At 46.4% G+C, this 25,070-nt stretch carries 24 protein-coding genes and 1 pseudogene; 7 read left to right on the top strand and 18 right to left on the bottom strand.

From position 1 onward, the window contains the following. Window positions 1-40 precede the first annotated feature (40 nt). Complete coding sequence (locus tag NSQ58_RS14200; protein ID WP_341057614.1) at window positions 41-1,357, top strand: amino acid permease; 1,317 nt, start codon at window positions 41-43, stop codon at window positions 1,355-1,357. 22 nt (window positions 1,358-1,379) lie between these two features. On the opposite strand, the gene NSQ58_RS14195 is transcribed toward NSQ58_RS14200, so the two are convergent. From NSQ58_RS14195 to NSQ58_RS14175, 5 genes are all read right to left on the bottom strand, one after another. Further along, window positions 1,380-2,336, bottom strand: coding sequence for an aromatic acid exporter family protein (locus tag NSQ58_RS14195; protein WP_023989050.1), 957 nt, complete (start codon window positions 2,334-2,336; stop codon window positions 1,380-1,382). A gap of 117 nt (window positions 2,337-2,453) precedes the next feature. Further along, complete coding sequence (locus tag NSQ58_RS14190) at window positions 2,454-3,287, bottom strand: ABC transporter permease (protein WP_013310592.1); 834 nt, start codon at window positions 3,285-3,287, stop codon at window positions 2,454-2,456. 8 nt (window positions 3,288-3,295) lie between these two features. Next, window positions 3,296-4,108, bottom strand: a complete 813-nt coding sequence (locus tag NSQ58_RS14185; protein WP_023989052.1) for an ABC transporter ATP-binding protein — start codon at window positions 4,106-4,108, stop codon at window positions 3,296-3,298. Continuing rightward, window positions 4,105-5,196 (bottom strand): ABC transporter substrate-binding protein, encoded by a 1,092-nt coding sequence (locus NSQ58_RS14180; protein ID WP_341057613.1) that lies wholly within the window; start codon window positions 5,194-5,196, stop codon window positions 4,105-4,107. The genes NSQ58_RS14185 and NSQ58_RS14180 overlap by 4 nt, the downstream gene beginning before the upstream one ends. Before the next feature lie 146 nt (window positions 5,197-5,342). Further along, the gene (locus tag NSQ58_RS14175; protein ID WP_028540702.1) at window positions 5,343-6,860 is read right to left on the bottom strand and encodes a carboxypeptidase M32; all 1,518 of its coding nucleotides are present in this window, start codon (window positions 6,858-6,860) and stop codon (window positions 5,343-5,345) included. A gap of 173 nt (window positions 6,861-7,033) precedes the next feature. Here NSQ58_RS14175 and NSQ58_RS14170 point away from each other — a divergent pair, with 173 nt between their 5' ends. The 4 genes from NSQ58_RS14170 (at window position 7,034) to NSQ58_RS14155 (ending at window position 9,312) form a co-directional block, all read left to right on the top strand. Beyond that, window positions 7,034-7,597: a beta-class carbonic anhydrase gene (locus NSQ58_RS14170; protein ID WP_023989055.1), complete on the top strand. Its 564-nt coding sequence runs from the start codon at window positions 7,034-7,036 to the stop codon at window positions 7,595-7,597. Between the two features lie 250 nt (window positions 7,598-7,847). After that, entirely contained in the window at window positions 7,848-8,420 is a 573-nt protein-coding gene (locus NSQ58_RS14165) for a PadR family transcriptional regulator (RefSeq protein ID WP_028540701.1), read from the top strand. Window positions 8,421-8,574: 154 nt separating this feature from the next. Continuing rightward, window positions 8,575-9,030, top strand: a complete 456-nt coding sequence (locus tag NSQ58_RS14160; protein WP_023989057.1) for a hypothetical protein — start codon at window positions 8,575-8,577, stop codon at window positions 9,028-9,030. 3 nt (window positions 9,031-9,033) lie between these two features. Next, window positions 9,034-9,312 (top strand): YxcD family protein, encoded by a 279-nt coding sequence (locus NSQ58_RS14155; protein ID WP_013310599.1) that lies wholly within the window; start codon window positions 9,034-9,036, stop codon window positions 9,310-9,312. 147 nt (window positions 9,313-9,459) lie between these two features. On the opposite strand, the gene NSQ58_RS14150 is transcribed toward NSQ58_RS14155, so the two are convergent. From NSQ58_RS14150 to NSQ58_RS14100, 11 genes and pseudogenes are all read right to left on the bottom strand, one after another. Further along, window positions 9,460-10,374: an STM4011 family radical SAM protein gene (locus NSQ58_RS14150; RefSeq protein ID WP_341057612.1), complete on the bottom strand. Its 915-nt coding sequence runs from the start codon at window positions 10,372-10,374 to the stop codon at window positions 9,460-9,462. Then, window positions 10,371-11,789 carry an STM4012 family radical SAM protein gene (locus NSQ58_RS14145; protein ID WP_341057610.1) on the bottom strand — a complete coding sequence of 473 codons (1,419 nt, stop codon included), beginning with the start codon at window positions 11,787-11,789 and terminating at the stop codon, window positions 10,371-10,373. Before NSQ58_RS14145 ends, NSQ58_RS14150 begins: the two co-directional genes overlap by 4 nt. 69 nt (window positions 11,790-11,858) lie before the next feature. Continuing rightward, window positions 11,859-12,641, bottom strand: coding sequence for an STM4013/SEN3800 family hydrolase (locus NSQ58_RS14140; protein ID WP_023989060.1), 783 nt, complete (start codon window positions 12,639-12,641; stop codon window positions 11,859-11,861). Beyond that, complete coding sequence (locus NSQ58_RS14135) at window positions 12,634-13,974, bottom strand: STM4014 family protein (protein ID WP_023989061.1); 1,341 nt, start codon at window positions 13,972-13,974, stop codon at window positions 12,634-12,636. Before NSQ58_RS14135 ends, NSQ58_RS14140 begins: the two co-directional genes overlap by 8 nt. Window positions 13,975-14,040: 66 nt before the next feature. Beyond that, entirely contained in the window at window positions 14,041-14,883 is an 843-nt protein-coding gene (locus tag NSQ58_RS14130; protein WP_023989062.1) for an STM4015 family protein, read from the bottom strand. Between the two features lie 222 nt (window positions 14,884-15,105). Further along, a complete protein-coding gene (locus NSQ58_RS14125) occupies window positions 15,106-16,572 on the bottom strand; it encodes an efflux RND transporter periplasmic adaptor subunit (RefSeq protein ID WP_023989063.1) in 1,467 nt (488 codons plus the stop codon). Between the two features lie 68 nt (window positions 16,573-16,640). Then, complete coding sequence (locus tag NSQ58_RS14120; protein ID WP_023989064.1) at window positions 16,641-18,158, bottom strand: DHA2 family efflux MFS transporter permease subunit; 1,518 nt, start codon at window positions 18,156-18,158, stop codon at window positions 16,641-16,643. Window positions 18,159-18,173: 15 nt separating this feature from the next. Continuing rightward, entirely contained in the window at window positions 18,174-18,827 is a 654-nt protein-coding gene (locus NSQ58_RS14115) for an HlyD family secretion protein (protein WP_023989065.1), read from the bottom strand. Window positions 18,828-19,184: 357 nt separating this feature from the next. Next, window positions 19,185-19,997, bottom strand: coding sequence for a hypothetical protein (locus tag NSQ58_RS14110; protein WP_053325630.1), 813 nt, complete (start codon window positions 19,995-19,997; stop codon window positions 19,185-19,187). Window positions 19,998-20,017: 20 nt separating this feature from the next. Beyond that, complete coding sequence (locus tag NSQ58_RS14105; protein WP_034095047.1) at window positions 20,018-20,476, bottom strand: flavodoxin; 459 nt, start codon at window positions 20,474-20,476, stop codon at window positions 20,018-20,020. A 107-nt stretch (window positions 20,477-20,583) separates the two neighbouring features. Beyond that, window positions 20,584-20,727, bottom strand: a pseudogene (locus NSQ58_RS14100) (hypothetical protein); the annotation flags it as partial. 364 nt (window positions 20,728-21,091) lie between these two features. Here NSQ58_RS14100 and NSQ58_RS14095 point away from each other — a divergent pair. Continuing rightward, a complete protein-coding gene (locus tag NSQ58_RS14095) occupies window positions 21,092-21,955 on the top strand; it encodes a class I SAM-dependent methyltransferase (protein WP_028540694.1) in 864 nt (287 codons plus the stop codon). Between the two features lie 9 nt (window positions 21,956-21,964). Continuing rightward, window positions 21,965-22,711 (top strand): RluA family pseudouridine synthase, encoded by a 747-nt coding sequence (locus NSQ58_RS14090; RefSeq protein ID WP_023989069.1) that lies wholly within the window; start codon window positions 21,965-21,967, stop codon window positions 22,709-22,711. 137 nt (window positions 22,712-22,848) lie between these two features. Here NSQ58_RS14090 and NSQ58_RS14085 read toward each other — a convergent pair whose 3' ends face one another. Both NSQ58_RS14085 and NSQ58_RS14080 read right to left on the bottom strand, forming a co-directional pair. Further along, window positions 22,849-24,351: a DHA2 family efflux MFS transporter permease subunit gene (locus NSQ58_RS14085; protein ID WP_028540693.1), complete on the bottom strand. Its 1,503-nt coding sequence runs from the start codon at window positions 24,349-24,351 to the stop codon at window positions 22,849-22,851. Then, a complete protein-coding gene (locus tag NSQ58_RS14080) occupies window positions 24,335-24,820 on the bottom strand; it encodes a MarR family winged helix-turn-helix transcriptional regulator (protein ID WP_023989070.1) in 486 nt (161 codons plus the stop codon). The genes NSQ58_RS14085 and NSQ58_RS14080 overlap by 17 nt, the downstream gene beginning before the upstream one ends. Between the last annotated feature and the right edge of the window lie 250 nt (window positions 24,821-25,070).

Genomic DNA, 25,070 nt, shown 5'->3' with positions numbered 1-25,070 from the left:
TAAGCTGGAGAAAATAACAAGAGAAAGAAGGCTTTTCTGCATGACAAATGAAAGTAAACTTCAATCCACCATTGGTCTTCCACAGGCCATTGCACTCTATATCGGAGCTGTACTGGGTTCGGGGATATTGATTGTGCCTGGACTTGCCGCCCAAATGGCGGGACCGGCATCGCTGCTGGCATGGGGCTTTATGACCCTGCTCATCCTGCCAATGGCACTTTCCATGGGTCTTCTATCCGCCAAATTTCCGAATGCGGGAGGGGTATCGCATTTTGTCACGTTGGCCTTTTCACCACGTGCTGGTGCTTATATCGGGTGGTTTTTTCTTATGTCGGTTCCGATTGGGGCACCTGTTGCCGCACTCACTGGAGCTGGCTATATGACCGCAGCCATGGGCTGGGGAGAGGAAAGCCGCATGATGTTAGCCGCTGCTATGTTGGCGGTGGGCCTGATCATCAATTGGATCGGCATGAAGGTCGCGGGACGTATTCAGATCGCTGTCGTCATAGCTATCGTTGCCGTCCTCATATTCGCCATTGCCGCAGCACTTCCTCAGATGGAAACAGTCCATTTCACCCCGTTTGTTCCACATGGCTGGTTCCCTGTCGGTCAAGCGGCCGCGATTCTGTTCTGGTGCTTCATCGGTTGGGAGGCTGTGTCCCATATGTCAGAGGAATTCACCAATCCCCAGAGAGCAGCCGTTAAAGGCGTGACCATTGCAGCCGTCATTGTTGGTTTGCTTTATTTCTTAACTGCGCTGGCTACTGTGGGCACACAAAGTTACCTTGCAGGGGATTCGGATGCTTCGCTCGTATGGGTGATTAGTCGGGCTATCGGGCCATGGGGCGCGATAATTGCAGGCTTGACAAGTATCTTTATTTGTACCGCTACTATTATTGCTTATGTTGGTGCCGCTTCACGTGTCGCTTATGCTTTATCCCGGCAAGGACAGGCCTTTCGCTGGATGGGCATGTTATCCCAACGATTCCATACCCCTATCGGTGGCATTGCTTTTCTTAGCGTCTGCTTCGTGATCATTATGGTGTTGTACGGTAGTGGTACTGTTTCACTCACTAACCTGATCCAGTTCCCGAACGCCACCTTTATTCTGACCTATCTAGGCGGTTGTGCAGCAGGAATTAAGCTTCTGCGTGGTAGTCGCTGGGGCGTTGCCATTAGTTGGATATCGTTCATCTCTACGGCGATCGTTTTCCCCTTTGTCGGATGGGCTATGCTGTACCCTTGCCTGATCACCGCTGTCTTATGGATCACAGACCGAATTCGGCACAAACGGACTTTGAGTCATCCGGCTTCTACCATCACTGAACAAGAAAAGGCTACTGTCCGTCATGGATAGTAGCCGCTCAAGGCCTTTTACTCTAATTTTTCACTGGAGTAGGGGCCTTGTCCTTTTTCGCAATTTTCAAATACTGATGAAGCTCATGTGTAAGCTGCAATAATGCCGAACGAATCTCAAATTCCTCCCGGGTTGCGGGAAGCTCCATTGCTTTAAATTCTTCACGAACCTGCTCCAGCAGCTTCTCAGTCTGTCCCGTATAATGTCCAGCCAAAACGTCATTGCTAAGCTGGTCGAACAGCTCGGCCAGAAGCTTGGCCTGCGGCATATGCTGATACATTTGTGCGATCAACTGCATCATGTTTTGGATCGAATCCAGCTGCTCTTTTCGCATATAAAAATACACATTCCAACCCTCTTGGGGACGAAGCATCTGATTTTCCAAGGAACGCCCCGCCTCAGTGACCCCTTTGGCTATCACGCTGTTCGCTTCAATAACTTCCTTGCCATCCCATATGTATGCTGGACTACGCAGCGTATTGGCCATATTTCTGAATATAACAGAAAATGTCCGATCCACTTCCTGCCGAATTTGTTGCATTGTATTATCAGAACCCGGCATATAGGCTAAATTGACAATCATCGCGGAACCCAGTCCAATCACTAGCAGAGCTAGCTGGGTCAGCAGTACCTCCATATCAATCACGCCGCCGCTGAATACACGAAAAACCACGACCGAGCCGGTGACGATCCCTTCTTTAAAGCCCACCCGTACAATGACTGGAAACGCCGTTAAAATATATAATGCTAGTACCCAATCATGAAATCCGAATACCACAAACAAAACACAAGCAAAAAGAAGCCCCACGACGGATGCAAAAAATCTCGCCGAAATGGTACGGAGACTTCTCTTGCGTGTGACATCCACCCCCAAAATCGCTAAAAGCCCTGCTGAGGTGGCTCCATGAATGCCAAAACCCTCCGCAATAAGTACGGCCATTAATGCGGCAATAGCCGTTTTAATCGTACGAAAGCCCATGAAAAAATTCTGTCCTCTCTAGATGAAATCTGTTTCCACATTTTCATAAATATTAAGTATTTCATTTTCATGGTACTTTATTTTCACGTTTTACACAAATGTTCAGAAATTTTATTATTACCGATGAGGACGACCGGAAAGCAGACGATGCTCCACATACACGACCGCCTGATACATCAGTGTAGCTACGACAGCAATGATCAACAAACTGGACATAACCAGCGTGAAATTGAACACCTGAAAACCATAGATAATCAAATAGCCTAAGCCGTTTTTGGCCACCAGAAATTCACCAACTATCACGCCAACCCATGCCATACCGACATTCACTTTCAGCGTAGAGACGATTGCAGGAAAGGATGCAGGTAAAATCACCTTTTGAAACGTATCCCGGCGTGATCCGCCAAACGTACGAACCACTTTGATCAGATTCGAATCAACTTCCTGAAAGCTGTTGTATACGACTAGTGTCGTAATAATGACCGTAATGGAGAGGGTTGTCATTAGGATAGCAGTAAATCCCGCCCCAAACATGACGATAAAAATTGGACCTAGCGCCACCTTAGGCATACTGTTGAACACGACCATATAGGGATCAAGCACCCTCGACAAAAACGGTGACCACCAAATAAGTACAGCCAGCAACGTACCTAACAGTGTACCGAGTAAAAACCCCGCCATCGTTTCTCCCACGGTGACACCTACATGTCCCCATAATTCACCACTGACCGCATCCTTACCGATCTGGGTGAAAATTTTGCTCGGATAGCTGAACAACAGTACATCAATCCACTTCAAACGGCCTGCAATTTCCCATAGCACAAACAAAAGCAGTAAAATAGCTGTCTGTACACCTGTCACTAACCATCGCTGCGAACGCCTGCTGCGTAAATACGCCTGATGTAGTCCTTGAATCCAACGTTGCTCAAGCTGATCCGCTTCGTCCTTCATACGTTAACTCACTCCTTTGCTCCCGAAGCCTCCAGTTCACCCCATATTTCATGAAAAAGCTCATTAAAACCCGGCTGCTCGCGTGCATAAAAAGGCTGAGCTTTTCGGATGCAATCCGGAATCTCGAAGGTACGTCGGACATGACCAGGATTTCGACCCATCACTATAATCCGGTCACTGACCGCAATGGCCTCGGCCAAATCATGTGTGACTAAAATAGCCGTCTTTCTCCGCTCGCGCAAGGTTTCCGCAATCAGATCTTCCAGCTGTAGCTTGGTTTGATAATCCAGCGCGGAGAAAGGCTCATCCAGCAGCAGCAGCCCCGGATTGGTCGCCAGCGTCCGTACCAGCGCCACGCGCTGACGCATTCCCCCAGACAGCTGGGACGGATGCAGATGCTCCTTCCCTCCTAGACCCATGCCTTCCAGCAACAGCCGTGTCCGCTCACGCGCAGCTTCATCCACTCTATTGCCTAGCTCCAAACCCAACAATGCGTTATCCATTATCGTCCGCCACGGGAACAGATAATCCTGCTGCAGCATGTAACCGACCTCTGGACTCGGACCACTTACCGGCTGACCTTGCAGCATGACTTGGCCTGCCGCTGGACGCAGTAGCCCCGCGATCATGGACAGGATCGTCGTTTTGCCGCAGCCGCTTGGACCAACCAAACTGACAAACTCCCCTGTCTCTACAGAAAAATCAATATTCTCAACCGCCAGCGAAGCTTCACGATCCGTTACATAGACATGCGTCACTTTCTCCATTCTCACCATCGGGATGGTCGCGTCCGAAGTGAGGCCACTCCGTTCCTCCATCATGACGAACCTCCAGCACCGACACCTGCATCCGTAGATTCAGTTGTGCTCTTTTTCACAGGCGGTTCAGTATTCCCGGTAGAGTTTGATGAAATCGCTTGTTGTGCAAAGCTTGGGTTCACTAGCTTATCTAGTACAACCGGACTTTTAAGCTCCCCTGCCGAGGTCATGACATCCTGTAAGTTCTTCCATTCCTTTTCCTCAATCATCGGGTTCAAAGCATAGGTACTCTGTTCCTTATATCGTTTGATACTACTCGTCAAAACAGCTAAATCTGTATCTTTAAAATAGGGCGTGATTGCTTCAGCAATCTGTTCAGGTGAATGCGTAGCAATCCACTGTTGTGCCCGATATACAGCATTTGTAAATTTCTGTGCAGCCTCGCTATTTGTGTTCAGGTAGCTTTGCTTAGCCATATATACCGTATACGGCAACTCGCCGCTCTCCACACCGATAGAGGCAACTACCCGTCCACGGCCTTCCTTTTCAAAAATAGATGCCTGTGGCTCAAACAGCTGCACATAATCCCCTGTACCGGAGCCGAAAGCAGAGGCAACATTAGCAAAATCAATATTTTGAATCAGCTTCAGATCCTTATGAGGATCAATGCCGTGTTTGCGAAGCGTAAATTCAAGTGACATTTGCGGCATTCCGCCCTTGCGTTGCCCCAAAAAGTTTTGTCCTTTCAGCTTTTCCCATTCAAAGCTATCCTGCGTTTGACGGGCAAATAAAAAGGTACCATCCTTCTGTGTCAGTTGGGCAAAATTAATGATAGGGTCCTCTGCTCCTTGCTGATACACATAAATAGATGTTTCCGCGCCGATCAGCGCGATATCTGCCTGATTGGACAATAACGCCGTCATCGCCTTGTCACCCCCGGGAATCGTTGCGAGTTGGACATTCAGTCCCTCCTGAGCAAACATCCCCTGGCTCAAGGCTACATACTGCGGCGCATAAAAGACCGTACGGGCTACCTCGCCCAGTCTGATCTCAATCGTCTGCTCCCCTCCTTTAGGGGTGCACCCACTGAGCAACAGTAATCCGAGTAGTGCCGCAGCCACCACAGCTTTGAAACGAGCGCCGTTTTTCATCCTTGTTCCCTCCCCACCTTTTTACATCGGTTGACTTCATATATTGTTATGCGACTGTCGTTATAATGGTTAATCGCACAAAAAAAACCCGCGTTCGCCTAGGAACGCGGGGTAGATGCATATATGATTATTTTATAGTTTCTAAATTACAGCTTGTATATGGAGGTATATTTCTCTTCCAGATAGTCGGCGAGATAATCCGGGTTCAGCTCCTCACCTGTAATGGCTACAATCAATTCGGATGGCGTCCGACTCTTGCCGTAACGGTAAATACGTTCGGTCAGCCATTGCTTGATCGGCTCAAGTTCCCCAGCAGCAATTAATTCATCCAGATTGGGCAACTCTTTGCGTAATGTCGCCAAAATTTGCGCTGCATACATATTGCCAAGCGAGTAGGAAGCAAAATAACCAAAATCACCACCGGACCAGTGAACGTCTTGAAGTACGCCCAGTCCGTCATTCGGTGGTAGAAGCCCCAGGTAGTCCTTATATTTCGCATTCCACACCTCGGGGAGACGCTTCACATCCAGCTTTTCATTAAACAGCATTTTTTCAATTTCATAACGGATAATGATATGTAAATTATATGTTAGCTCATCCGCTTCAATACGAATCAGTGAATTTTCCACACGGTTGACTGCCCGGTAGAATTGCTCTGCCGTAACCTTCGCCAAACGATCAGGAAAATGCTGTTGCAAATCATCGTAATACCGATCCCAAAAAGCACGACTGCGTCCGATTTTATTTTCCCACAAGCGCGACTGGGATTCATGAATCCCCATAGAGGTTCCTCCAGACAGTAGTGATCCTGCCAGCTCTGGAGCAATATTTTGTTCGTACAGCGCATGGCCTCCTTCATGCAACGAACTGAAAATAGCGCTGGTTACATCATCTTGCAGATAATGAGTTGTTATACGCACATCACCTGGATTTAATCCTGTTGCGAAAGGATGTACACTCTCATCCAAACGACCTGCGTCAAAGTCATACCCCATCTGTCCTAAAATGAACAGGCTGAACTTCTCCTGCTGCTTCACATCAAACACACCATCTAAAAAGCTCTTATCCGGCTGGTTCGATGAAGCCTGAATTTTAGACAATAGGGGCACAAGGCGCTTTTTGAGACGATCAAACACAGCATCCAGCTTTTCAACCGTCATCCCCGGCTCATATTGATCCAAAAGCGTGTCATACTCTGTATCCTTAACACCCCAGTAGCCGATAAACTCACGCTTCATGTCGACGATTTTAGACAAGTACGGTTCAAATCCGGCAAAATCGCTATGTTCCTTTGCGTCCTCCCACTTGCTCTCTGCCTGTGCTGCAAGAATGCTATACTGCCGATATCGGTCTGCCGGAACCGAACGATTCAGTTCATAATTTTTACGGCATTCCTCCACCAATCTGCGATCATTATCCTCCAGTTGCTTCAGCTTGTCTTCTGGGGCAAAAAATTGCAGCAATTGTCCCATTTCATCCGAGATCATCAGCTTGAACATTTCAGTGGACAGCATACCTAACGTCTCCGACCGAATGTCAACGCCCTTTCGCGGGGCACCAGTCCGTAAATCCCAGTGCAGCAGACCTACTGCTTCGCCATAACTACTAATTTTGTGTGCAAGCTCCTTTAAAGCCGTCAATTGATCCAACGTCTGTTGCGCCATATTTGAGGTCACCTCTTTAACTTAAAATGGTTAAAACTTTACAATACCTATACTTGATGATACTTATATTAAAAAGTATAATCAACACACAACATGTACGACCAGCTCCTAAGACCTGAAATAAACGTTGGGCTGTACATATCAAACTTTATGAGAATCTGGAGGGAACAATCGTGGATCACATCAAAGACATTTTAGAGTACAATCGTGTTTTCGTAGAAAACAAAGAATACGAGGCCTATAGAACGGGCAAGTTCCCCAATAAAAAAATGGTCATTATCACCTGTATGGATACACGGCTAACAGAGTTACTCCCTAAAGCCATGAACCTGCGTAATGGTGATGTGAAAATCATCAAAAATGCGGGTGCGATTATTTCACAGCCCTTTGGAAGCGTAATGCGCAGTGTACTAGTCGCCCTGTATGAGCTGGGAGCAGACGAAGTAGTGGTCGTGGGCCATTATGAATGCGGCATGGCTGCATTAAATGCAGACCACATGGTCAATGAAATGCTCGATCGCGGAATTTCTCAGGAAGTGCTGAATACATTAGAAAATTCAGGAATTAAGCTAAATAAATGGTTGAAAGGTTTTGACAACATTGAAGAAGGGGTAAAAACTACCGTGAAGCTTATTAAAAATCACCCGCTTCTCCCCCCTAATGCCCCCGTTCACGGCATGGTTATTCATCCAGATACAGGAGCGTTAACGCTTGTCGTTGACGGGAATGAACAGTAAATAGGATACGCTTCGGCAGAAAGTTACTAGGTAGTTTAAGCTCGTACATACGAGCTTAAACTACCCTTTTTTATGAAAAAAAGCGCATATACGTGGAAAATGACAGGAGCCAATTTTGGCTAACCTGTGAACGACCTGTCTGAAAGTTGTCAAACCATACAGTTTCAGTGTACACTTTTCATGAAGCTGCAGAATACCTGCCGCAGTGCTGTTACAACCGTTACTATGATGGATGAAGGAGATAAGATCTATGAATTTACTATCGTATGGTCTGTTGGGGCTTCTCGCAAGAGAGGAATCCTCCGGCTATGATCTGATGTTGCGTATCCAGCCTTTTTGGCAGGCCAAGCACAGTCAGATCTATCCGCTACTGGCCCGTATGGAGGGCAAGGAACTACTAGCCTCCCGTTGGATTCAGCAGTCCGACAAGCCTGATAAGAAAATGTATACCATTACCGACAAGGGAATCCATATGCTTCAGCAATGGTCCCAGGAAGCGTTAGCTGCTCCGGTTACACGGGATGAATTAAGTCTTCGACTGTTCTGTCTTTGGTTGACAGACAAAAGTAGTGCCAATCGTATGCTGGAGGAACGCAAACGTCATTTTATTCAGAAAATCCAGCATCTAGAGGATATTCTGAACAACATTCCCGCAGAGAATTTACATTTTGGCAGTAAAAACTTTGGTGACTATATTTTAGTACAAAAAGGGCTTTTGAATGCTAAAGCAGGTCTGGAATGGTGCCAAATGGTTCTGCACATGCTGCTTGCCGGTGATGTCAGTGTGGACACTAATCCGTTTGCACTTAAGCCGCAAAGCTGAATGCTTTTGCTAATCCATGCATAGGATTTAAGGAACGTTATTATTTAATTTTTTAAAAATTAAAATTCTTCGAAACCCTTTTCCATGCCATTCGTATTACTAGTAAGCGGTTGTTTGACCTATAAAACAATTTACTAAGGGGGATTATATTTACATGAAAAAAACATTCACTTTGAAAAATATGATGATGCTGATGATGGCTTTTACCCTATTCATTGCTATGATCGCACCATCTACTGCTGACGCAAGGCGAGGCGGCGGGTTTAAATCCGGGCCTAAATCGTACCAATCTACACCAAGCAAGGCGAATGACAGCAATGGCATCAATAAGTCAGATAGCGGAACCAAGTCAGGGGCAACTGCCGGTAATACAAGCAGAACTGGTGGATTCCTTGGCGGTGGCGGCGGATTCCTGAAAGGTATGATGCTGGGCGGTTTGGCAGGTATGCTCTTCGGTGGATTGTTCGGTAACATGGGCGCATTAGGCAGCTTGCTTGGCCTTGCCGTTAACGTTCTCGCCATTTATGTCCTGATCATGGCCGGAGTAGGTATCTACCGTGCTATTAAAAATCGTCGCAGACCAGATGATTCCCGCGGAGGACGTTACTAAGCTATGATTTTGAGTATGGATGAGATTGTCAACGCTATTTGCTTGCATATGGCTGAGCGCAAAGGTGTCCAGCCCACTGATGTGACAGTAGAATTAAGCTGGGAAGAGGATACAGGTTATTCAGCAGAAGTCCATGTACAGGGCCGCAGTCAATATCTGGTGGAAGCCAATATGATTGAAGCAATTCTGAGATACCTATATTCCGAATACAATATTCGTGCCTATCGTGAACAAATCAGATTGGATCTGGATGAAGAAATTACTGCTATTGTCCAAACTTGATTATTTCGCATAAGATCGTTGCACAAACTTATTATAAAACGGAAGAACCGACCTTTGCTTGAGGGCAAGGGTCGGTTCTTTTTTGTTGCTCGTTTCTCTAGTAGATCAAGGTGCTATAGTATTACATATAGACGTGGACGTCCCTTGCTATATGGATTCATTTGCTCTATGAATAGCCTGTCTGCCAAATGATGGAACTGGAGCTACCTGTACCCGCGGCACCCTTTCGAGTAAGCCACTACCGTACATTTCCCGAAACGGCTGCTCTTCCATATGAATATAGCCTATATAGCAGCCGCATTCTTTCATTCGGCACGGACGTTTGCCACTCAGACCCTCAAGACCATCCCTGTATAAGTGTCCAAGCACCCGTCGATCCTGATAGCAGTGTTTTACTCTTCCGTCACCCTGGACATAAAATACATCTTCACCGGCGCGACATCCCCGCCCCTGACTGCTATAATCCTTTAAATTCCATTGAAAATAGGGGTCTATCGCAGTTAATTCAGTAACCTCAGCATCTGTATAATAATGTGGACGATCCTTGTAGGCGTTGATCCACAAATAAACATCCCTTGGAAGTTGCGATCGCAAGGAACGAATAGCCGGAAATGCCTGTCTTAACCCGACGGTACCGACACTATAGGATATACCAAGTTCATATAGCTTTATAGCCTGCGATATAAAAACTTGCTCTTTCGTCTCTCCAGGGTGATATGTAGCCCACAGCGCAGCAGTCTCCGGGTTCAGTTCTTGCGTCCAATCCAGCTTAGTCGATAGATTCGTCTGTACCGCCACTTTTTCCACATGCGCCATGTGGGAAAACTCAATCATGGTCTTGCGATACCAGGAATGAATTAAGGCTTCTCCATACGGATTAAAAAAAATAGAGAGACGATGCCCCAAAGCGCCCTGTTCCCGTACCCAATCAGCAAAACGTTCCAACTGGGCCCGATCCTTGTTCAACGTTTCCCGACTATCAACGTTTTTACTGAACGGGCAGTAAGGACAAGCATAGTTGCAAGAGGTCAACGAACCACGATAATATAAGGTCGCTCTCATGCGCCTACATATCCTTCCATGCGCTCACGTACTGACGTGGAGATCATCCAGTCCCCAATCGCATCGGAATAGGCCATTCCTTCCTCTGTAAGTCGCAGCGTACCCTCCTCGACGACAGCCATACCAGATTCCAGCAGCAACGACATTCCTGTAAAATCGTCCGACAGGGATACACCGAAGCGCTCTGCATAGGCCGATAGCTCCAAACCTTCACGATGAAGAAGCGCCTTTAAGATAAAGCGTCGCTTACTCTCATCCACATTTAAAATAAAGCCGTAGTCAGCCAGATCATGACGTTCCGCAGCAACATAATCTGCGATAATACTACGCGTAGCTGCTGCACTAACACCATAACGGCTAGCATAGTGGACATTGCGTGTATAGGAGCGTGCACCACACCCAAGACCGGCCATACCTTCCTCCTGACAACTATAGGGCAAAAGCTCTTTGCTGGATATACCATCATTTTTAGCAAAACGGCGCATGGAATATTGTACATATCCTGCCTGTTTGAGCTGTTCACGCGCCACTTCATACAAAGTAAGGCGAATATCATGATCCAGCCCGGTATAGCCTGGCTTTAAAATCGTATTTTCTCGAATATATAACGGGTAAAGAAAAATCTCTCCTGGCGAGTAAGACAGTGCTTCCTCTAAAGAATACAGCCAGGTTTCCACCGTTTGACCAGGCAGGCCATAGATCAGATCCACGTTCAGCAAAGGAAAGTTGTATTCCACCAGCCGCTCAAGTGCTTCTCTAACAAGTTTTGGCTTCTGAGGTCGGTATATGGCGGCACTTTCAGATTCCACAAAGCTCTGAATTCCCATGCTGACACGATCTGTCCCGCGGCGCTTGAGCACCTCCAACCTATCCTCAGTCACAGTATCGGGAGAGGTTTCCACCGAAATAGAAGCTCGTTTAGGGTCCAGTCCCATTATATTTTCCGCAATGTCAAACAAGCGCTCCACCAAAGGAGCCTCCAGTAAGGTCGGTGTACCGCCGCCAATCGCAAAACGCGAAAAAGGCCGACGGCCCATAATTGGTGCCCATTGCTTGGCTTGTCTTTCTAGCGCATCCACATACTCCTTATGTACATCCAGACGCTTGTCCGGCAAAGTGAAGAGGTTACAAAATCCACAGCGAGCCGCGCAAAATGGAATATGCATATACAAAAAATAGCTTTCTAACTCCTCCTTCTCCCACAACTCCTGCAATGAGAGCGGTGTATCAAACGGACGATAGGCCGTTTTATGTGGGTAAGAGTACAGATAGGAGCGATAGGGAGCTTCACGGATCGTGCGTGCCCATTCAACAGGAGTTTCAGGCCACTGAAACCTAGACGGTGTTAAGTTTGTATCTATCTCCGAGGCTGCCGCACCCGTTGGATGCGAGTGATTCAGATTCATGGCTTTCATTTCTGCTCCTCCCTCGCGCTGGATTGATTTCTTGATATTTTACCAGTGCAATCTATATTTCTATTTGCTCTATAATATAAATTCGCGGTAAGGCACATTCCAGACTACCTCATGCGCCAGACGATGTCCTTCATAGCCGTCTTCCCCATAAGCTGTACCATGATCGGAAAAAACCATACAAAACGTTTTACCCCGATTTCGTAAGGCATCAAACAAACGTCCAAGTTCACCATCCACATACCGTAAGGCTGCCCGTTGAGACTCCACTGAATCTTTAGCAGAGCCCTTCACAAAATAATGATTAGGCCCATGAATCGCTGATACATTCAGAAACAAAAACAAGCGCTGCGACGGGTCTGTATTCCCCAACAGTTTCAGAGCATGATTCACCTGATTCTCCGTCGAACGAGGGTTGGTAACGCCAAAGTTCATACGCCAGTAGCTTTCTTGAAAATATCCAGGCAGCACCTTCGCAAGCTTATTTTTCTTCGTGAAAAAAATAACGCCGCCGATACAGATGGTCCGATAACCTTCACCCTCTAGCCCGGACACAATATCCGGGGCATCGAACAGCCAGGTATGTGGATGCGTACGCAGTCCCGTATCCTTTGTGTGAAACAGTCGGATATGTGAAGTCTTATCCGTATTCGCCGGAGTCGGCAAAAATCCGCCAAAAAAAGCATGATGTGCAGCATAGGTAAAGCTACCCGGTGTATGGCGTTTTTCCCACGAGCCGGAGCCGCACAAATTCGGACAATTCTCTTCCTCCAGCTTTGCTACATCATAACGCAGGGTATCCAGCGTAATCATGACAATATCATGAGAGCCGACAATTTGGTTCATATCAGTCATATCTGTCTTTCCTTTCCCTAACCACGCTCCTATTAGCTAGGTGCTGCATTTCCCATTCATACGGATTCCAACCCTGATGTTCAACCCGGTACAGCAAATCACCGAACGGATTAACATCCAACACATAGGGACGACCCCCATGAGCCGGAACCAGCACATCCAGTCCAGCAACCATAGAGGCTGGAAAAACACTCATAGCAGCTTTCGCAGTAAGCTGGACCGATTCCACCGTACTCTGTGGTAATCCGGCTTCCTTCAGCGAGAGCCGCTCATTACGCAAATGCAAATTCGTAATGGGACTATGGCTCAAACGCAAAACCGCATGGCAAGCTTCTGATCCGCACACGAGTTGACGCACATCATAAACACGCCCGTTCAGGGTCGCTTTGGGAATCCAGCGCTCCACATGTACCCCTTCCAGGCATAGCCAGTTAAGGATAGCATGAATGTCCTGCTTATTCGTATAACGACGCAATCGTCCGGCATTATAATACACGCGCTGTCCGCGTATGATTTCCGTTCCAATCGTGGTCACCGCCAGTTCCGCGTGTGTATGGGGATGTACCTGATAGGCCATGACACCAGAAGCACCGGACCCACAAAATATTTTCACAAATACGCGGTGAAACCCGCTCTCCTTCATTGCCGTGTGCAGATCATCAACATCACGAAATGCACCACCTGAAGATGCAAGTACTGGCGGGACCCTTATGTCTGCCTTGCCTAAATCGGCGCTACAACGCCGTTTGTCGAACATTACGGCCACTTCCGCCGGATCATTCATCCAGTGTGACGAGGGCCAGAGCAGAGCCACTTCATCCCGCAGCCAGGCCAGCAGACGGCAATAGCCCCGGAACCATTGTGCCGGGTGCCAAATACGACCGTGCTGCTCCTGCAGACGTCGCGCTTCTGCCGCCGATATACCTGTGCCTCGTGTCCATTCGGGCCATGGCAACAGAGAATCGTCTCCCTCAACATCCGAGGCGCCCAGAGCAATCAACTCACGCTCTACCTCAAAGTTTTCGCCCGGTGCATCCAGACGAAGCAGCGGACCACTGTCCATCTGCCCCGCCAGTAACTGATCAATGCTCTCTTGCACAAAAGAACTGCCATTCACGCTATCCTGCGTAGCTCGTGCAGCTATTCGCAACATCAGCTCGCTCAGACCTTGTTTCTGCCGAATAGCTTCCAGCACATTCTTATAGGAAACCTCCAGAGCGGGCGGAAGCTTTAATCTGCTTCGCGCCTCCTGCAGCCCGGTAGTTCGACGATTCCCCGGATTACCGAACAAGATAAACGGCTCGCTGACATTACAGTCTGACATCCTAACCATAGAGCCGCCTCACTTTAGATCATTTTAATTTTGAAAACAGTCCGTTTTAGAAATCCATTTAACAAATTACTCAGTCAGTGATGGATAGCGCCAATCATCTTCCTCATCCGCTTCTTGTTGATCTTCCACGTTCACAGATAGACCCGAGCTTTTCCAACGTTGCATCATTTCACTAGACATATAATGATAGCTCAAATCCAGATGCTTCAGCCCTTTTATACTTTCACTAGCCAGCAGCGCTTCTGCACCTTTATCAGACAACGTACCTTGTGAGAGATCCAGCACTTCCAGCTGTCCAATCACAGGGGCATTAGCTGCTGCAATTGCAATTTCATCCTGTATTTCACTATCTTTGAGTCCCAAGTATGTAAGTTTGGGAAAAGGATTGCTGTCCAAGAACGGCAAAATATCATTGAGGTTACCGTCAAAACCATAGTCCTCGACACCCAAATACAGTTCCAGCTTGCGCAGTTCAGGCAGTTCGGCATTACGTATTTGCTGAAGAACCCTCGCAGGCAGGCCACCACAGATAATAACCAATTCCTGAAGATGGCTATGACGAAGCGGCTCCAAGCTCAGGTCCTGGCTTCCTTTGATATGAAAGGACTCCAATGCTGGAAACGCTTCTAACAACGGGGACAGATTCGTCTGGTTAATCCATGAAACCTCACACTCATCATATTCCATATCACCAATAAACAGTTTGCGTATCTTAGGGAATTGATCTTTGAGCTTCACTAACACTGGGATAAAATCCTCTGGTGAACTTTCATAGGCGCCGCCCCAATCTCCAATGATGAGATCAGTAATTTGCGCGCTCTCCGGCTTGGCTGCCAGTTCCTCAATAGATTTAGCCATCGTTTGGCCATTCTCATAAGCTTCATAATCCACTACCAATTTCACTTCCATCTTACAATTCCTCCGATCGCTTGTCTGAGATCTCGTAAACTATCTATTTCCAATTTAGTCTATCCTATTCTACCAATGTTCGTCAAAAATAGTCCCGCTTCGACATCAATCCTATGTAAAATGTGCTCAATGAAATAAAAACAAGACAGCCCGCTAAGCAGGCTGTCTTGCATATTCACAATAAACTTCTACTATTATATAGTACGTGAGTTTAGAGCCAAATTATTGGCTAATTGTAATCGGTGAGTTATCGGACAGCAATGCCAGATTATTCACGATCACATTCTCCTCATTGCTCAAACCACTGGTAACGAGTGTTTGGGAACCTGCCGTCTGAACAGTCTTCACTTCCTTACGTTTCGCATGGTCTCCGTTTACAACATATACATATTCTTTTCCTTGATCCTTTTGAACTGCCGCAGTAGGAACCACAATGCCTTCTTGTGCATTGGCAGCGACAAAGCTGATATCAGCCAACATACCGGATTTCAGTTTCGTGTCTGGATTCGCTACTGAGATTTTTACAGGATAGCCTTTTCCACTTGCATCCAACGGGCTTACATTTTTAACTGTACCTGTTGTTACAATGTTGGAAGCTGCAACACGAACCTGTACCTTGTCACCTGCTTTTACATTGTTGATCTGTTCCGCTGGAACATAGATCAAAGTATTGACTGTACTCAGATTAGCGATGACCAGTGCAGGAGACTGAGCGGATACCATTTCGCCCACTTCTGCATTTTTCGTACCCACAATACCATTGATCGGTGATGTAACAACGGTGTCATCCAATGCATCCTGAGCAATGTTCACATTCAGCTGAGCCTGCTTAAAAGATTGTTGGCTGGACTCGATAACCGCAGTATTTTGAGATACTTTGAGCTGATTTTGCGCATTACTGTAACCGCTATTGGCATTACTATAGCTATTTTTTGCTGAATCATAGCTGTTGCGAGCTGTAGTTAGGGCCTTCTGCGCAGCTACCAACTGATCTTGCGCATTAGCCTGAGCATTTTGTGCATTATTGTAAGCCGCTTCCGCATTCACAACTGCTGTTTTGGCTTGTTCTAATTGTGCTTGGGTACTCGCACCTGCATCAAATAGACTTTGTGTACGTGTTACATTTTTCTGTGCATCTGCCAAAGCTTGCTGCGTTTGTTTCACCGTATTGGCTGCTGAGGAGACACCATGTGTTGCTTGTTCTACGGCTGTAGTGGCTTGATTAATAGCCCCCTGTGCCTGATTGATTGCGCTTTGGGATTGAATCACGCCGCTCTTGGACTGCACTAAGCCCGAGTTTGCTTGAACCATCGTAGATTCGTGGGATGCTTGAGCGGTGCTTACTCCGGCTGCTGCCGCAGCTGCTGCGGCGCGGGCTTTCGCAACATTATTCCGCATGTCCTTATCATCAAGCTTGAACAGTACTTGACCCTTTTTAACCTCGGTGCCAATATCCACAGGCAGTTCAACCACTTTGCCGCCCACTTTAGGCACGATGTTCACCGTCTCCGAAGGTGTTACGGTTCCTGTATAAATATTTCCCTGTCCGATAATTCCCTGCTGTGCTTGGCTGATTTTAACCGGAACGACCATATCCTGAGCCGCCCCGCTATTACTGGAGCAGCCTGCCAGCACTGCGCCGCCGAGCACTAAAGCCGCTAATGTACTTTCTACTCTCAATATTTTCATGATAATTCCCTTTCTTTCTGTCCGTGGAAATAATGTAAGCCATCCAGTCGTATTTTATAGTTCTTTGGTTATGCTTCCGGCTGTGTCTTTGCTTTCTTCCTCTGAATAAACAAAAAGATTAGTGGAATCGTGCAAAACAGCGGTATGGATGAAATGAGGAACGTATCCCCAATTCCTCTTGATGTAGCATCCAGTGTGATTAAACTACTTATGGATGACATCCATGAGCTGCCCAATGTCGCTTGTAGCGTATGAGCCGAGTCTGGTGTAATGGACTCCGAAATTTGCTGGGCATGAGCAGCCGAACGGCTTTGCATAATGGCGGTTAGCACCGCAATCGCCATAGATGCAGCCACAGTACGTACCAGATTGGACGCTGTAGACGCATTGGCTACCTTGCTAGGATGAACGGCATTCATGCCGACCGTGGACAATGGCATCATGCAAATACCAATTCCCAGACCCCGTAATGCCATTACGGTTTCCAACCAGGCATGCGAAGTATCTGGCGTAAGCTGGTGAAGATGATAGGTCATAAAGCTGGTTAGCGTCAGGCCCACAAGTCCCAAAGGCACAATGCCGAACTTATCGAACAGCTTCCCGGCAATAGGCATCATAGCCGCCATGGCAATGGCCTGTGGAATGAGGATAATACCGGTATCAATCGGTGACACACGCTGGATATTTTGCAAAAACAACGGTGTTAGGAACGTTCCTCCGTACATCCCCATCATGACCAGACTGGAAGCAATGACACTAATCGTATATTTTGAATTCTTGAATAATGAGATTTCAATTACCGCATTATCCTTGCCGCTTTCTACATAGATCAGAAAAACAAGTGCCCAGAAAGCAACAAACAGCAAGGATACAATTCCAAAAGAAGTCCAGCCATCACGCTGTCCGTTTGTCAGTGCGTACAAAAGTGTTCCGGCACAAGTTGCGGCCAGCAAAAAGCCCGGTAGATCAAACGGCTTCGGCTCTACTTTAGGCGGTTCTTTGATTAGAAGAATAACCATTAAAATTGCAAATAAAGCAACTGGCACACTGACAATAAACAAGAACCGCCAGTTAAACCACTCAATTAAATATCCGCTGAGCGTAGGCCCTACAGCCGGCGCTGCCATTGCGGCGATCCCCCATATACCAAGGGACATACCGATTTGTTCACGCGGCATAATTTTGTAAATAATCGTCATACTCAGCGGCATAATAACACCACCGCCCAGACCAGCCAGCACCCGTGCTGCGATCAGGGAAGAATCACTCCATGCAAAAATACATATTCCCGTTCCCAGCGAAAACACGCTGAGCGCAAGAATCAAAAACTTTTTGTATCCGAGGCGCTGCTCCATATATCCGGTAATCGGTACAATTACACCAGATGCAAGCGTGTAACCTGTAATAACCCACTGAATACGTGTCGTCGTAGATCCTAAATCCGTCGTCAATCTAGGAATGGCGACATTGATCAGACTGTTGTTCAGAATGGCGACAAAGGCGCCTAAAACGATAGCGAAAAAGGCAAGCCAGCGTTCTTTGGAAGAATCTGTCGAAGGAGCAGCAGCAATATCATTGGCAGCCACATGGACCCCTCCTTTTTAAGGTGTATGAATTTTTACTTCCACGTTCGTTCCAGGGATAAGCTTCATATCCTTCGGCTTGTTCACAGCAATCTCTACAGGCACACGCTGAGTCACCTTGTTAAAGTTACCACTTGTGTTCACTGCAGGAACGAGTGAGAACACGGCGTTGGAGGCTTCGCCCACTTTACGAACTTTACCCTGAATCACCTGGTCACCTGCTGCATCAAGCGTAATATCAACAAGCTGTCCTGGTTTAATACGGTTAATATCGGTTTCTTCAATGTTCGTGGATACGTACAAGCTGTTCATATCCACCATAGTTGCAACAGCACTACCCGGCGATCCGATTTCATGCTCTTTCGAATAAATCTTAATAACGGTTCCGTTGATCGGCGCGCGCAGTACGGACTTGCTGATCATACTCGCATCCAGCCCCGATACATCCTGCTCGGCAATCGGTTCGTTACGCTGAACAACATCTCCTTCTTCCACATCAATGTGGCTAATTTCTCCGGAGATTTGCGGCATTACCTTATATTGATCGGCTTGAATGCGCGCATCGTCACTTTTAACAAAGTGTGTTGCCTGATACCAATAATAGTAGCCAATAGCTCCACCGCTCAGAATGAGCAGTACAATGAGGATTGGCAATACAGTTTTCTTACTCACTTCTTCCACCCCTGTTGTCCAAAAAATTTTATTATTCAACGCTAATATTTTAAAATTGAAATATTAGGCCATTAAACCAAATAGAGAACGTAAATAAACACATGGCAACATTCCATGCAAAAGACAGGACTAACTTTATGTACATAGGACAATCTGATCCATGATCCACAAACCGTCTTTTTATATTTAAATATTTTCATATAACTATTGTACATTGAAATATTATAGATATATTTATCTATTCAGGCAACATAAATTTTCAGTTTTTTCATAATTTTTTTTCATAAAAAAGAGCCTTGTTTCCAAGGCTCTTTCACGAAAAGGGATAGTTTACAATTAAAGGGTTACACAGTAACGTTATGAGAAAGGCGTAGGTACAGCTGACCGTTGTTTGCAGTTTTTCGCCCCCTGCCCTTCCTTCGTGTTCCTATTCATTCTATTCCCTTGAGAAGCTTGCTTTTCCATGCAACCCCCGCAACGGCAGCGTTCTGTTGTCCCATGTACATACTCTTTGGAATCCCGTAATAGCAGCACGTAATCCAGAGATTGCTGTAAAGAAGAAGGTCCCGGAATGAAACGGACCTTCTTGCCTTCTAGCAGACAATATACCTCAATAAGCTGAGGAAGAGCTCCAAATGCATAATAACAAAATACATTTGTCATATGTTGGAACGTACTAATAACGTTAGGGTTATAGTCAACGATGTACTTTTGAATGAGCAGGGAATCTGCTTCTGCTGATAGTTGCCAAGCAGCCTGAACAATAAGCGAAATATTGACCTCTAACTCAGGCACAGACGTACAAAATTGTTCATACAGCATTACAGGTACCAGCAAGTCATTATTTAAGCCACAAATTTTTGACAACTCACCTGACACTTTATTTTTGACATCCCAATAATGGAACAAAGATTCAAAGCTGTCTGACTGCTTGGGCCACCATTTCTCCAGCACATACTGGACAGGGACTTCCCGCCGCACTTCTACTTCCATTCCAAAGTATTCGTTCAGCGCATGCCCTATTGCATATTGAACCCGTTGCCGCCAATTCCAACCCTCACGCCCTCTTTTCCTCTGTGATTGACGAATTGGCTGTGGAGTTCTCCACATCTCCTCAAGCTGATAGTCGTGCAGAAGAGGAAAGGCGCTTAAGCCATCGCTATTGCGCATACCTATCCCTCACTCTCTTCTCAGGACACCCCAATACCCGCCTGTGCAAATTGTCTTCCGTAAGCTCGGCAATTCTCCTTATCATCATCCAATGGATTAAATTCAATCTTCAGACTCTCCTGAATGACCGATGCGCCGCGTTCTTTGACTTTTTCCTCTACCAAGTCCACTGCGCCACAGAATTGCGTATAAGATGTATCTCCACTGCCAAATACTGCGGTCTTTTTACCAGACAAATCAAGCTCGTCTAGTTCCTCGTAAAAATCCAAAAATTCATCAGGAAGCTCACCATCTCCCCATGTATATACACCCAGTAGGAACCCGTCATATGCGAGCAGTTCTTGCGCGCTGCAATCATACGAAGCCTTCAACTCCGCCTCGTGCCCTGCCTGACGGACGCCCTCGGCGATCAATTCCGCGATTTCCTCTGTATTACCTGTCAAACTGGCATAAGCAATCATGATTTTACCCAAGTTCATCCCTCACCTTTATTTGAAATATGGGATGCTTTCACTCCCTGTTACTCAAATAATATTTGATAATGATTCTCATTGTCAAATGTTAATTTCAAAAACTAGGTTTAATCTTATGGAAATATACGCAAAACAGCCGCATTACATGCGGCTATTGGCAGATAAACTCTATGGATAAACAAATTATTAGTTACAACATAGGTCATTACCTTATAATGCGCTCCGCCAACATGAATCCACGCTTCGGCAGAAGCTTCGAACGAAGGCTTCGTCTACCACAAAACGCTGGCTACAGGTAGTTTAGGCAGTTTGTGTTTAATTAAGTGGAACTTCAGCTGTGTTGATAAAAAAATATTATGTACGTACAATACAATCCGTTTTTCATTATTATGATAAAAAACGGATGGTTGTACGTACAAGTGGGATTGATTTCATTTTAATATGGAAGCGCTATAATTACAAGTACATCCTAGAAAAAATATTTTGGACCATTTGACTACTTACTTATTTATGTAATCATTCGATTGTTGCTGAGGTTTGTTGTACAATAGACTCCATATGGGGATTTCTGTGCAGCTTGCTGCCTGAATCCTGAATTGACTGCTGAAGGATGGATTGTACATGTATGTAGCACAAGAATGGAAAGACTATGAAGTAATGGATACAGGCGGTGGTGAAAAACTGGAACGTTGGGGTGATATTGTCCTGCGTCGTCCCGATCCGCAAATCATATGGCCTTTGGCCCAGGAAACAGCCGAATGGCGTAATGTTCATGGACATTACCACCGTAGTTCCTCCGGTGGTGGCAACTGGGATATGAAAAAACCTATCCCCGAGCGCTGGACAATTAGCTATGGACCGCTTAAATTCCACATTAAACCGACCAGCTTCAAGCATACCGGTCTTTTTCCAGAGCAAGCAGCGAACTGGAGCTGGATGATGGATAAAATCAAAGGCGCAGGCAGACCAATTTCCGTACTGAACCTGTTTGCATACACGGGAGGAGCCACGACTGCTGCTGCGTATGCTGGAGCTAGTGTAGTTCACGTGGATGCCGCCAAAGGCATGGTGCAGTGGGCAAAGGAAAACGTTCAATTGTCCGGTCTGGCTGACCGTCCGGTACGCTTCATTACGGACGACGTATTCAAGTTCGTGCAACGAGAACAACGTCGGGGCAACCGTTATGATGCCATTATTATGGACCCTCCTTCTTACGGACGCGGACCAAACGGAGAAACTTGGAAGCTTGAAGAAAGCTTATACCCGTTTCTCGAATCCTGCATGAGCATTATTTCAGATCAACCGCTGTTCATGCTGATTAACTCTTATACTACAGGTATTTCGCCTACTGTATTGCGCAACATGCTGAGCATGACCATGCAACAAAAGTACGGCGGCCAAATTAGCGCTGGTGAAATTGGATTGCCGATCACACGCTCGGGATTGAATTTGCCTTGTGGTATTCTCGGACGCTGGGAGGCTTAAATTCCTCTTATGACTCAAAATGAACTTACCCGGCATGAGCATGCACAGCCGAATATTCCTGTCCTCTATGAGGACAATCATGTTTTGGCGGTTGTAAAGCCTGTCAATGTTCCAACGCAAGAGGATGCCAGTGGTGATCCTGATCTGTTGTCTTTACTCAAGGAAGATCTAAAAATTAGACACAATAAGCCTGGTAACGTTTTTTTGGGTTTAGTTCACAGACTGGATCGGCCTGTAGGTGGAGCCATGATTTTTGCTAAGACGTCCAAAGCTGCTTCTCGCCTGTCTGAGTCGGTTCGAAGTCGTCATTTTCACAAACTGTATACAGCAGTTCTGAATGGCGTTCCTACGGCCCCACAGGGCCGTCTAACCCATTATCTGCTAAAGGATAGCCGTACCAACACGGTTCAAGCGGTTCGGCCTGGCACGGCTGGTGCGAAGGAAGCCATTTTGGAGTACCGCATGATCGGACAAGCAGATGGACTCAGTCTCGTGCAGATTAAGTTGCACACCGGACGCTCACACCAAATTCGTGTGCAAATGCAGGCGATCGGCTGTCCCCTCTACGGTGACCAAAAATATGGCGGTAATCTGAGCCGGCCCGGTCAACAGCTCGCGCTCTGGTCCTTACTCGCTGGAGCACCGCATCCGGTTAGCAAGGACGATATGAGATTTCACTCGTTACCTCCAGTCCAATTTCCATGGAATGAATGGCCCCGGTCGCTTTATGAGAACATGATTACGTCTGAAATTTGAACCGGAAAGCCCTGCCCTATCTGGATATCAACATCTTCAACCCCATTTGCACAAAGAACCTGCAACGCATGTAAACAAACATGCATTGCAGGTTCTTTTTTTTGCAGAAAATTAAATTAATGCGTCATCCCATCCTTTTATGACGAGGAAGCCACGGACTGCCCCTTCTTGCTGTTTACCAGCTGTTGACGGGGATGGGCGTTTTGTGCATTCGTATTTTTGATGAAAAACGCTAAAATCAGAGCGGCCACACTCAACACTGTTGCAATGATAAAAGCCGAGTTAATCCCATAAATTGTAGCTTGGTTGCCTGCAGCCAGCATCCCCGCTTTATCTGTCACGGTCAGTCCCTCAGATGTAACAATCGATGTCAAACGGTTGCTGCTCTGTGTTGACATCACTGTCACCAGAATTGCCGTCCCAATCGAGCCAGAAATCATACGCAGCGTGTTACTCATCGCCGTACCATGTGCATTCAATCGTTGCGGAAGCTGATTCAACCCGGCTGTTTGGATCGGCATCATCAGCAACGACATCCCGAACATCCGCACCGTATAATTAATTAACAGTGTCATATAGGTGGTTGTTTCGGTCAACCGTGTAAATTCCCAAGTCGTTATAGCCATGATCAGCAAGCCAATTACAGACAACCAGCGTGCTCCGATTCGGTCAAAAATAGCCCCCGTTACAGGAGACATGAGCCCCATCAGAATCGCTCCCGGTAACATTAGCATACCGGACTGGAGCGGTGTAAACCCCCGAATATTTTGCAAATAAATCGGAAGCAATATCATACCGGCGTACAAAGCCATCGTCACAATCACGTTAATGATTGTCGTCAAGCTGTACACATCGTATTTAAAGATACGGAACTCCAGCATAGGCTCATCTGCCTTCAGTTGGCGAACAATAAACAAAATAAGCGCAATAGTCCCAACGATAAGCGTAGACAGGACCGGAATACTTCCCCAACCCGATGTTCCTGCATCACTAAAGCCGTATAATATTCCACCGAAACCGAGCGTAGACAAAATGATGCCGGGAATGTCCAGCTTTGGCTTGGACTGCTCCGTTACATTTTTCAGAAAAATAAATCCGATCACAATCGAAATCACTGAAATCGGCAGGATGATCCAGAACAAAACCCGCCAGTCATAATGCTGTACTATATAACCGGATAAGGTTGGCCCAATGGCTGGAGCAAAACCCATCGCAATCCCCAAGGTTCCCATCGCCCGGCCACGACGCTCTATTGGGTAGATGTTCAAGATAACCACCATCATTAAGGGCATCATGATACCTGCTCCCGCGGCCTGAATAAGCCGACCGATCAGCAATATGCTGAAGCTTGGAGCTACAGCACATAACAGCGTGCCTATTGAAAAAATAGTCATCGCGCTAATAAACAATTTACGAGTGGAGAAACGGGCAATCAAGAACGCGGTCACCGGGATCAATACCCCATTCACGAGCATAAAGCCCGTACTAAGCCACTGAGCTATATTGGCATCTATATTCAAATCACTCATCATTTTCGGTAAAGCCACACTGATCAACGTCTGATTTAATATCGCTACAATCGCGCCAATCAACAGAGCGGCCACAATGGGTGCTCTGCGTACATTACCTGGTAGTGTCATTTGAGGACTGCTCAAGTTGATTCATTCCCTTCGGTGTTAATTTCATGATCATTTGTTTATGGATATCCAGGACCATCTCTAGCTGCTCCTTCGGGATGTCCAGAATGGGCAAGACGCGCTCCATCCACATGGCGTCTACTTTTTGCATGATATCTTTTCCTTCTGGCGTAAGCGTCAGCACTAAGGATCTACGGTCATGCTCATGCCGTCCGCGAGCAATATATCCCGCCTTGGTCAAGCGGTCAACTACCCCACTCATAGAGCTGCTTCCCACATGCGCTATGTCTGCCAGCTCGGATAATCCGATGTTGGGGCGTTTATTCAGAATTGCCAAAGCCATATGCTGAATGGCCGTCAGATCCAAATGCTGCTCCTCATTCCAGAAGGAATAAAATATCGTTTTGTTAACCTCCCTTACCGATTGAATAATCCGGTACACCTCAAGTCTGTCTTCCTCTCTATCACTCACTGGAACCATCCTTCTTTCTAATATCCAATTGACAATCCATATACATATACATATACATATACATATACATATACTAGAAACTATTTGCATACGAAATGTTATTTATTCATAACTATTATTTTATCATCTCTTATGTAAATGTCAACATTCACCCAAATATCACCTATACTTCAACACAAAAAAGCGCGGTATGAATACCACGATAGGTATTTACATCCGCGCACTCCTACTTACCTTAAAATGATAATCT

The sequence above is a fragment of the Paenibacillus sp. FSL M7-0134 genome (genome assembly GCF_038007865.1).
In the GTDB taxonomy this organism is placed as follows: domain Bacteria; phylum Bacillota; class Bacilli; order Paenibacillales; family Paenibacillaceae; genus Paenibacillus; species Paenibacillus polymyxa_B.
The sequence above is the reverse complement of the archived record's forward strand: the minus strand, read 5'-3'. Positions and strand labels throughout refer to the sequence as shown.

Coding starts and splice junctions, on each gene's coding strand:
- NSQ58_RS14200 (WP_341057614.1), top strand. CDS start 41: ATGACAAATGAAAGTAAACTTCAATCCACCATTGGTCTTCCACAGGCC.
- NSQ58_RS14195 (WP_023989050.1), bottom strand. CDS start 2,336: ATGGGCTTTCGTACGATTAAAACGGCTATTGCCGCATTAATGGCCGTA.
- NSQ58_RS14190 (WP_013310592.1), bottom strand. CDS start 3,287: ATGAAGGACGAAGCGGATCAGCTTGAGCAACGTTGGATTCAAGGACTA.
- NSQ58_RS14185 (WP_023989052.1), bottom strand. CDS start 4,108: ATGATGGAGGAACGGAGTGGCCTCACTTCGGACGCGACCATCCCGATG.
- NSQ58_RS14180 (WP_341057613.1), bottom strand. CDS start 5,196: ATGAAAAACGGCGCTCGTTTCAAAGCTGTGGTGGCTGCGGCACTACTC.
- NSQ58_RS14175 (WP_028540702.1), bottom strand. CDS start 6,860: ATGGCGCAACAGACGTTGGATCAATTGACGGCTTTAAAGGAGCTTGCA.
- NSQ58_RS14165 (WP_028540701.1), top strand. CDS start 7,848: ATGAATTTACTATCGTATGGTCTGTTGGGGCTTCTCGCAAGAGAGGAA.
- NSQ58_RS14160 (WP_023989057.1), top strand. CDS start 8,575: ATGAAAAAAACATTCACTTTGAAAAATATGATGATGCTGATGATGGCT.
- NSQ58_RS14155 (WP_013310599.1), top strand. CDS start 9,034: ATGATTTTGAGTATGGATGAGATTGTCAACGCTATTTGCTTGCATATG.
- NSQ58_RS14150 (WP_341057612.1), bottom strand. CDS start 10,374: ATGAGAGCGACCTTATATTATCGTGGTTCGTTGACCTCTTGCAACTAT.
- NSQ58_RS14145 (WP_341057610.1), bottom strand. CDS start 11,789: ATGAAAGCCATGAATCTGAATCACTCGCATCCAACGGGTGCGGCAGCC.
- NSQ58_RS14140 (WP_023989060.1), bottom strand. CDS start 12,641: ATGACTGATATGAACCAAATTGTCGGCTCTCATGATATTGTCATGATT.
- NSQ58_RS14135 (WP_023989061.1), bottom strand. CDS start 13,974: ATGGTTAGGATGTCAGACTGTAATGTCAGCGAGCCGTTTATCTTGTTC.
- NSQ58_RS14130 (WP_023989062.1), bottom strand. CDS start 14,883: ATGGAAGTGAAATTGGTAGTGGATTATGAAGCTTATGAGAATGGCCAA.
- NSQ58_RS14125 (WP_023989063.1), bottom strand. CDS start 16,572: ATGAAAATATTGAGAGTAGAAAGTACATTAGCGGCTTTAGTGCTCGGC.
- NSQ58_RS14110 (WP_053325630.1), bottom strand. CDS start 19,997: ATGCGCAATAGCGATGGCTTAAGCGCCTTTCCTCTTCTGCACGACTAT.
- NSQ58_RS14105 (WP_034095047.1), bottom strand. CDS start 20,476: ATGAACTTGGGTAAAATCATGATTGCTTATGCCAGTTTGACAGGTAAT.
- NSQ58_RS14095 (WP_028540694.1), top strand. CDS start 21,092: ATGTATGTAGCACAAGAATGGAAAGACTATGAAGTAATGGATACAGGC.
- NSQ58_RS14090 (WP_023989069.1), top strand. CDS start 21,965: ATGACTCAAAATGAACTTACCCGGCATGAGCATGCACAGCCGAATATT.
- NSQ58_RS14085 (WP_028540693.1), bottom strand. CDS start 24,351: ATGACACTACCAGGTAATGTACGCAGAGCACCCATTGTGGCCGCTCTG.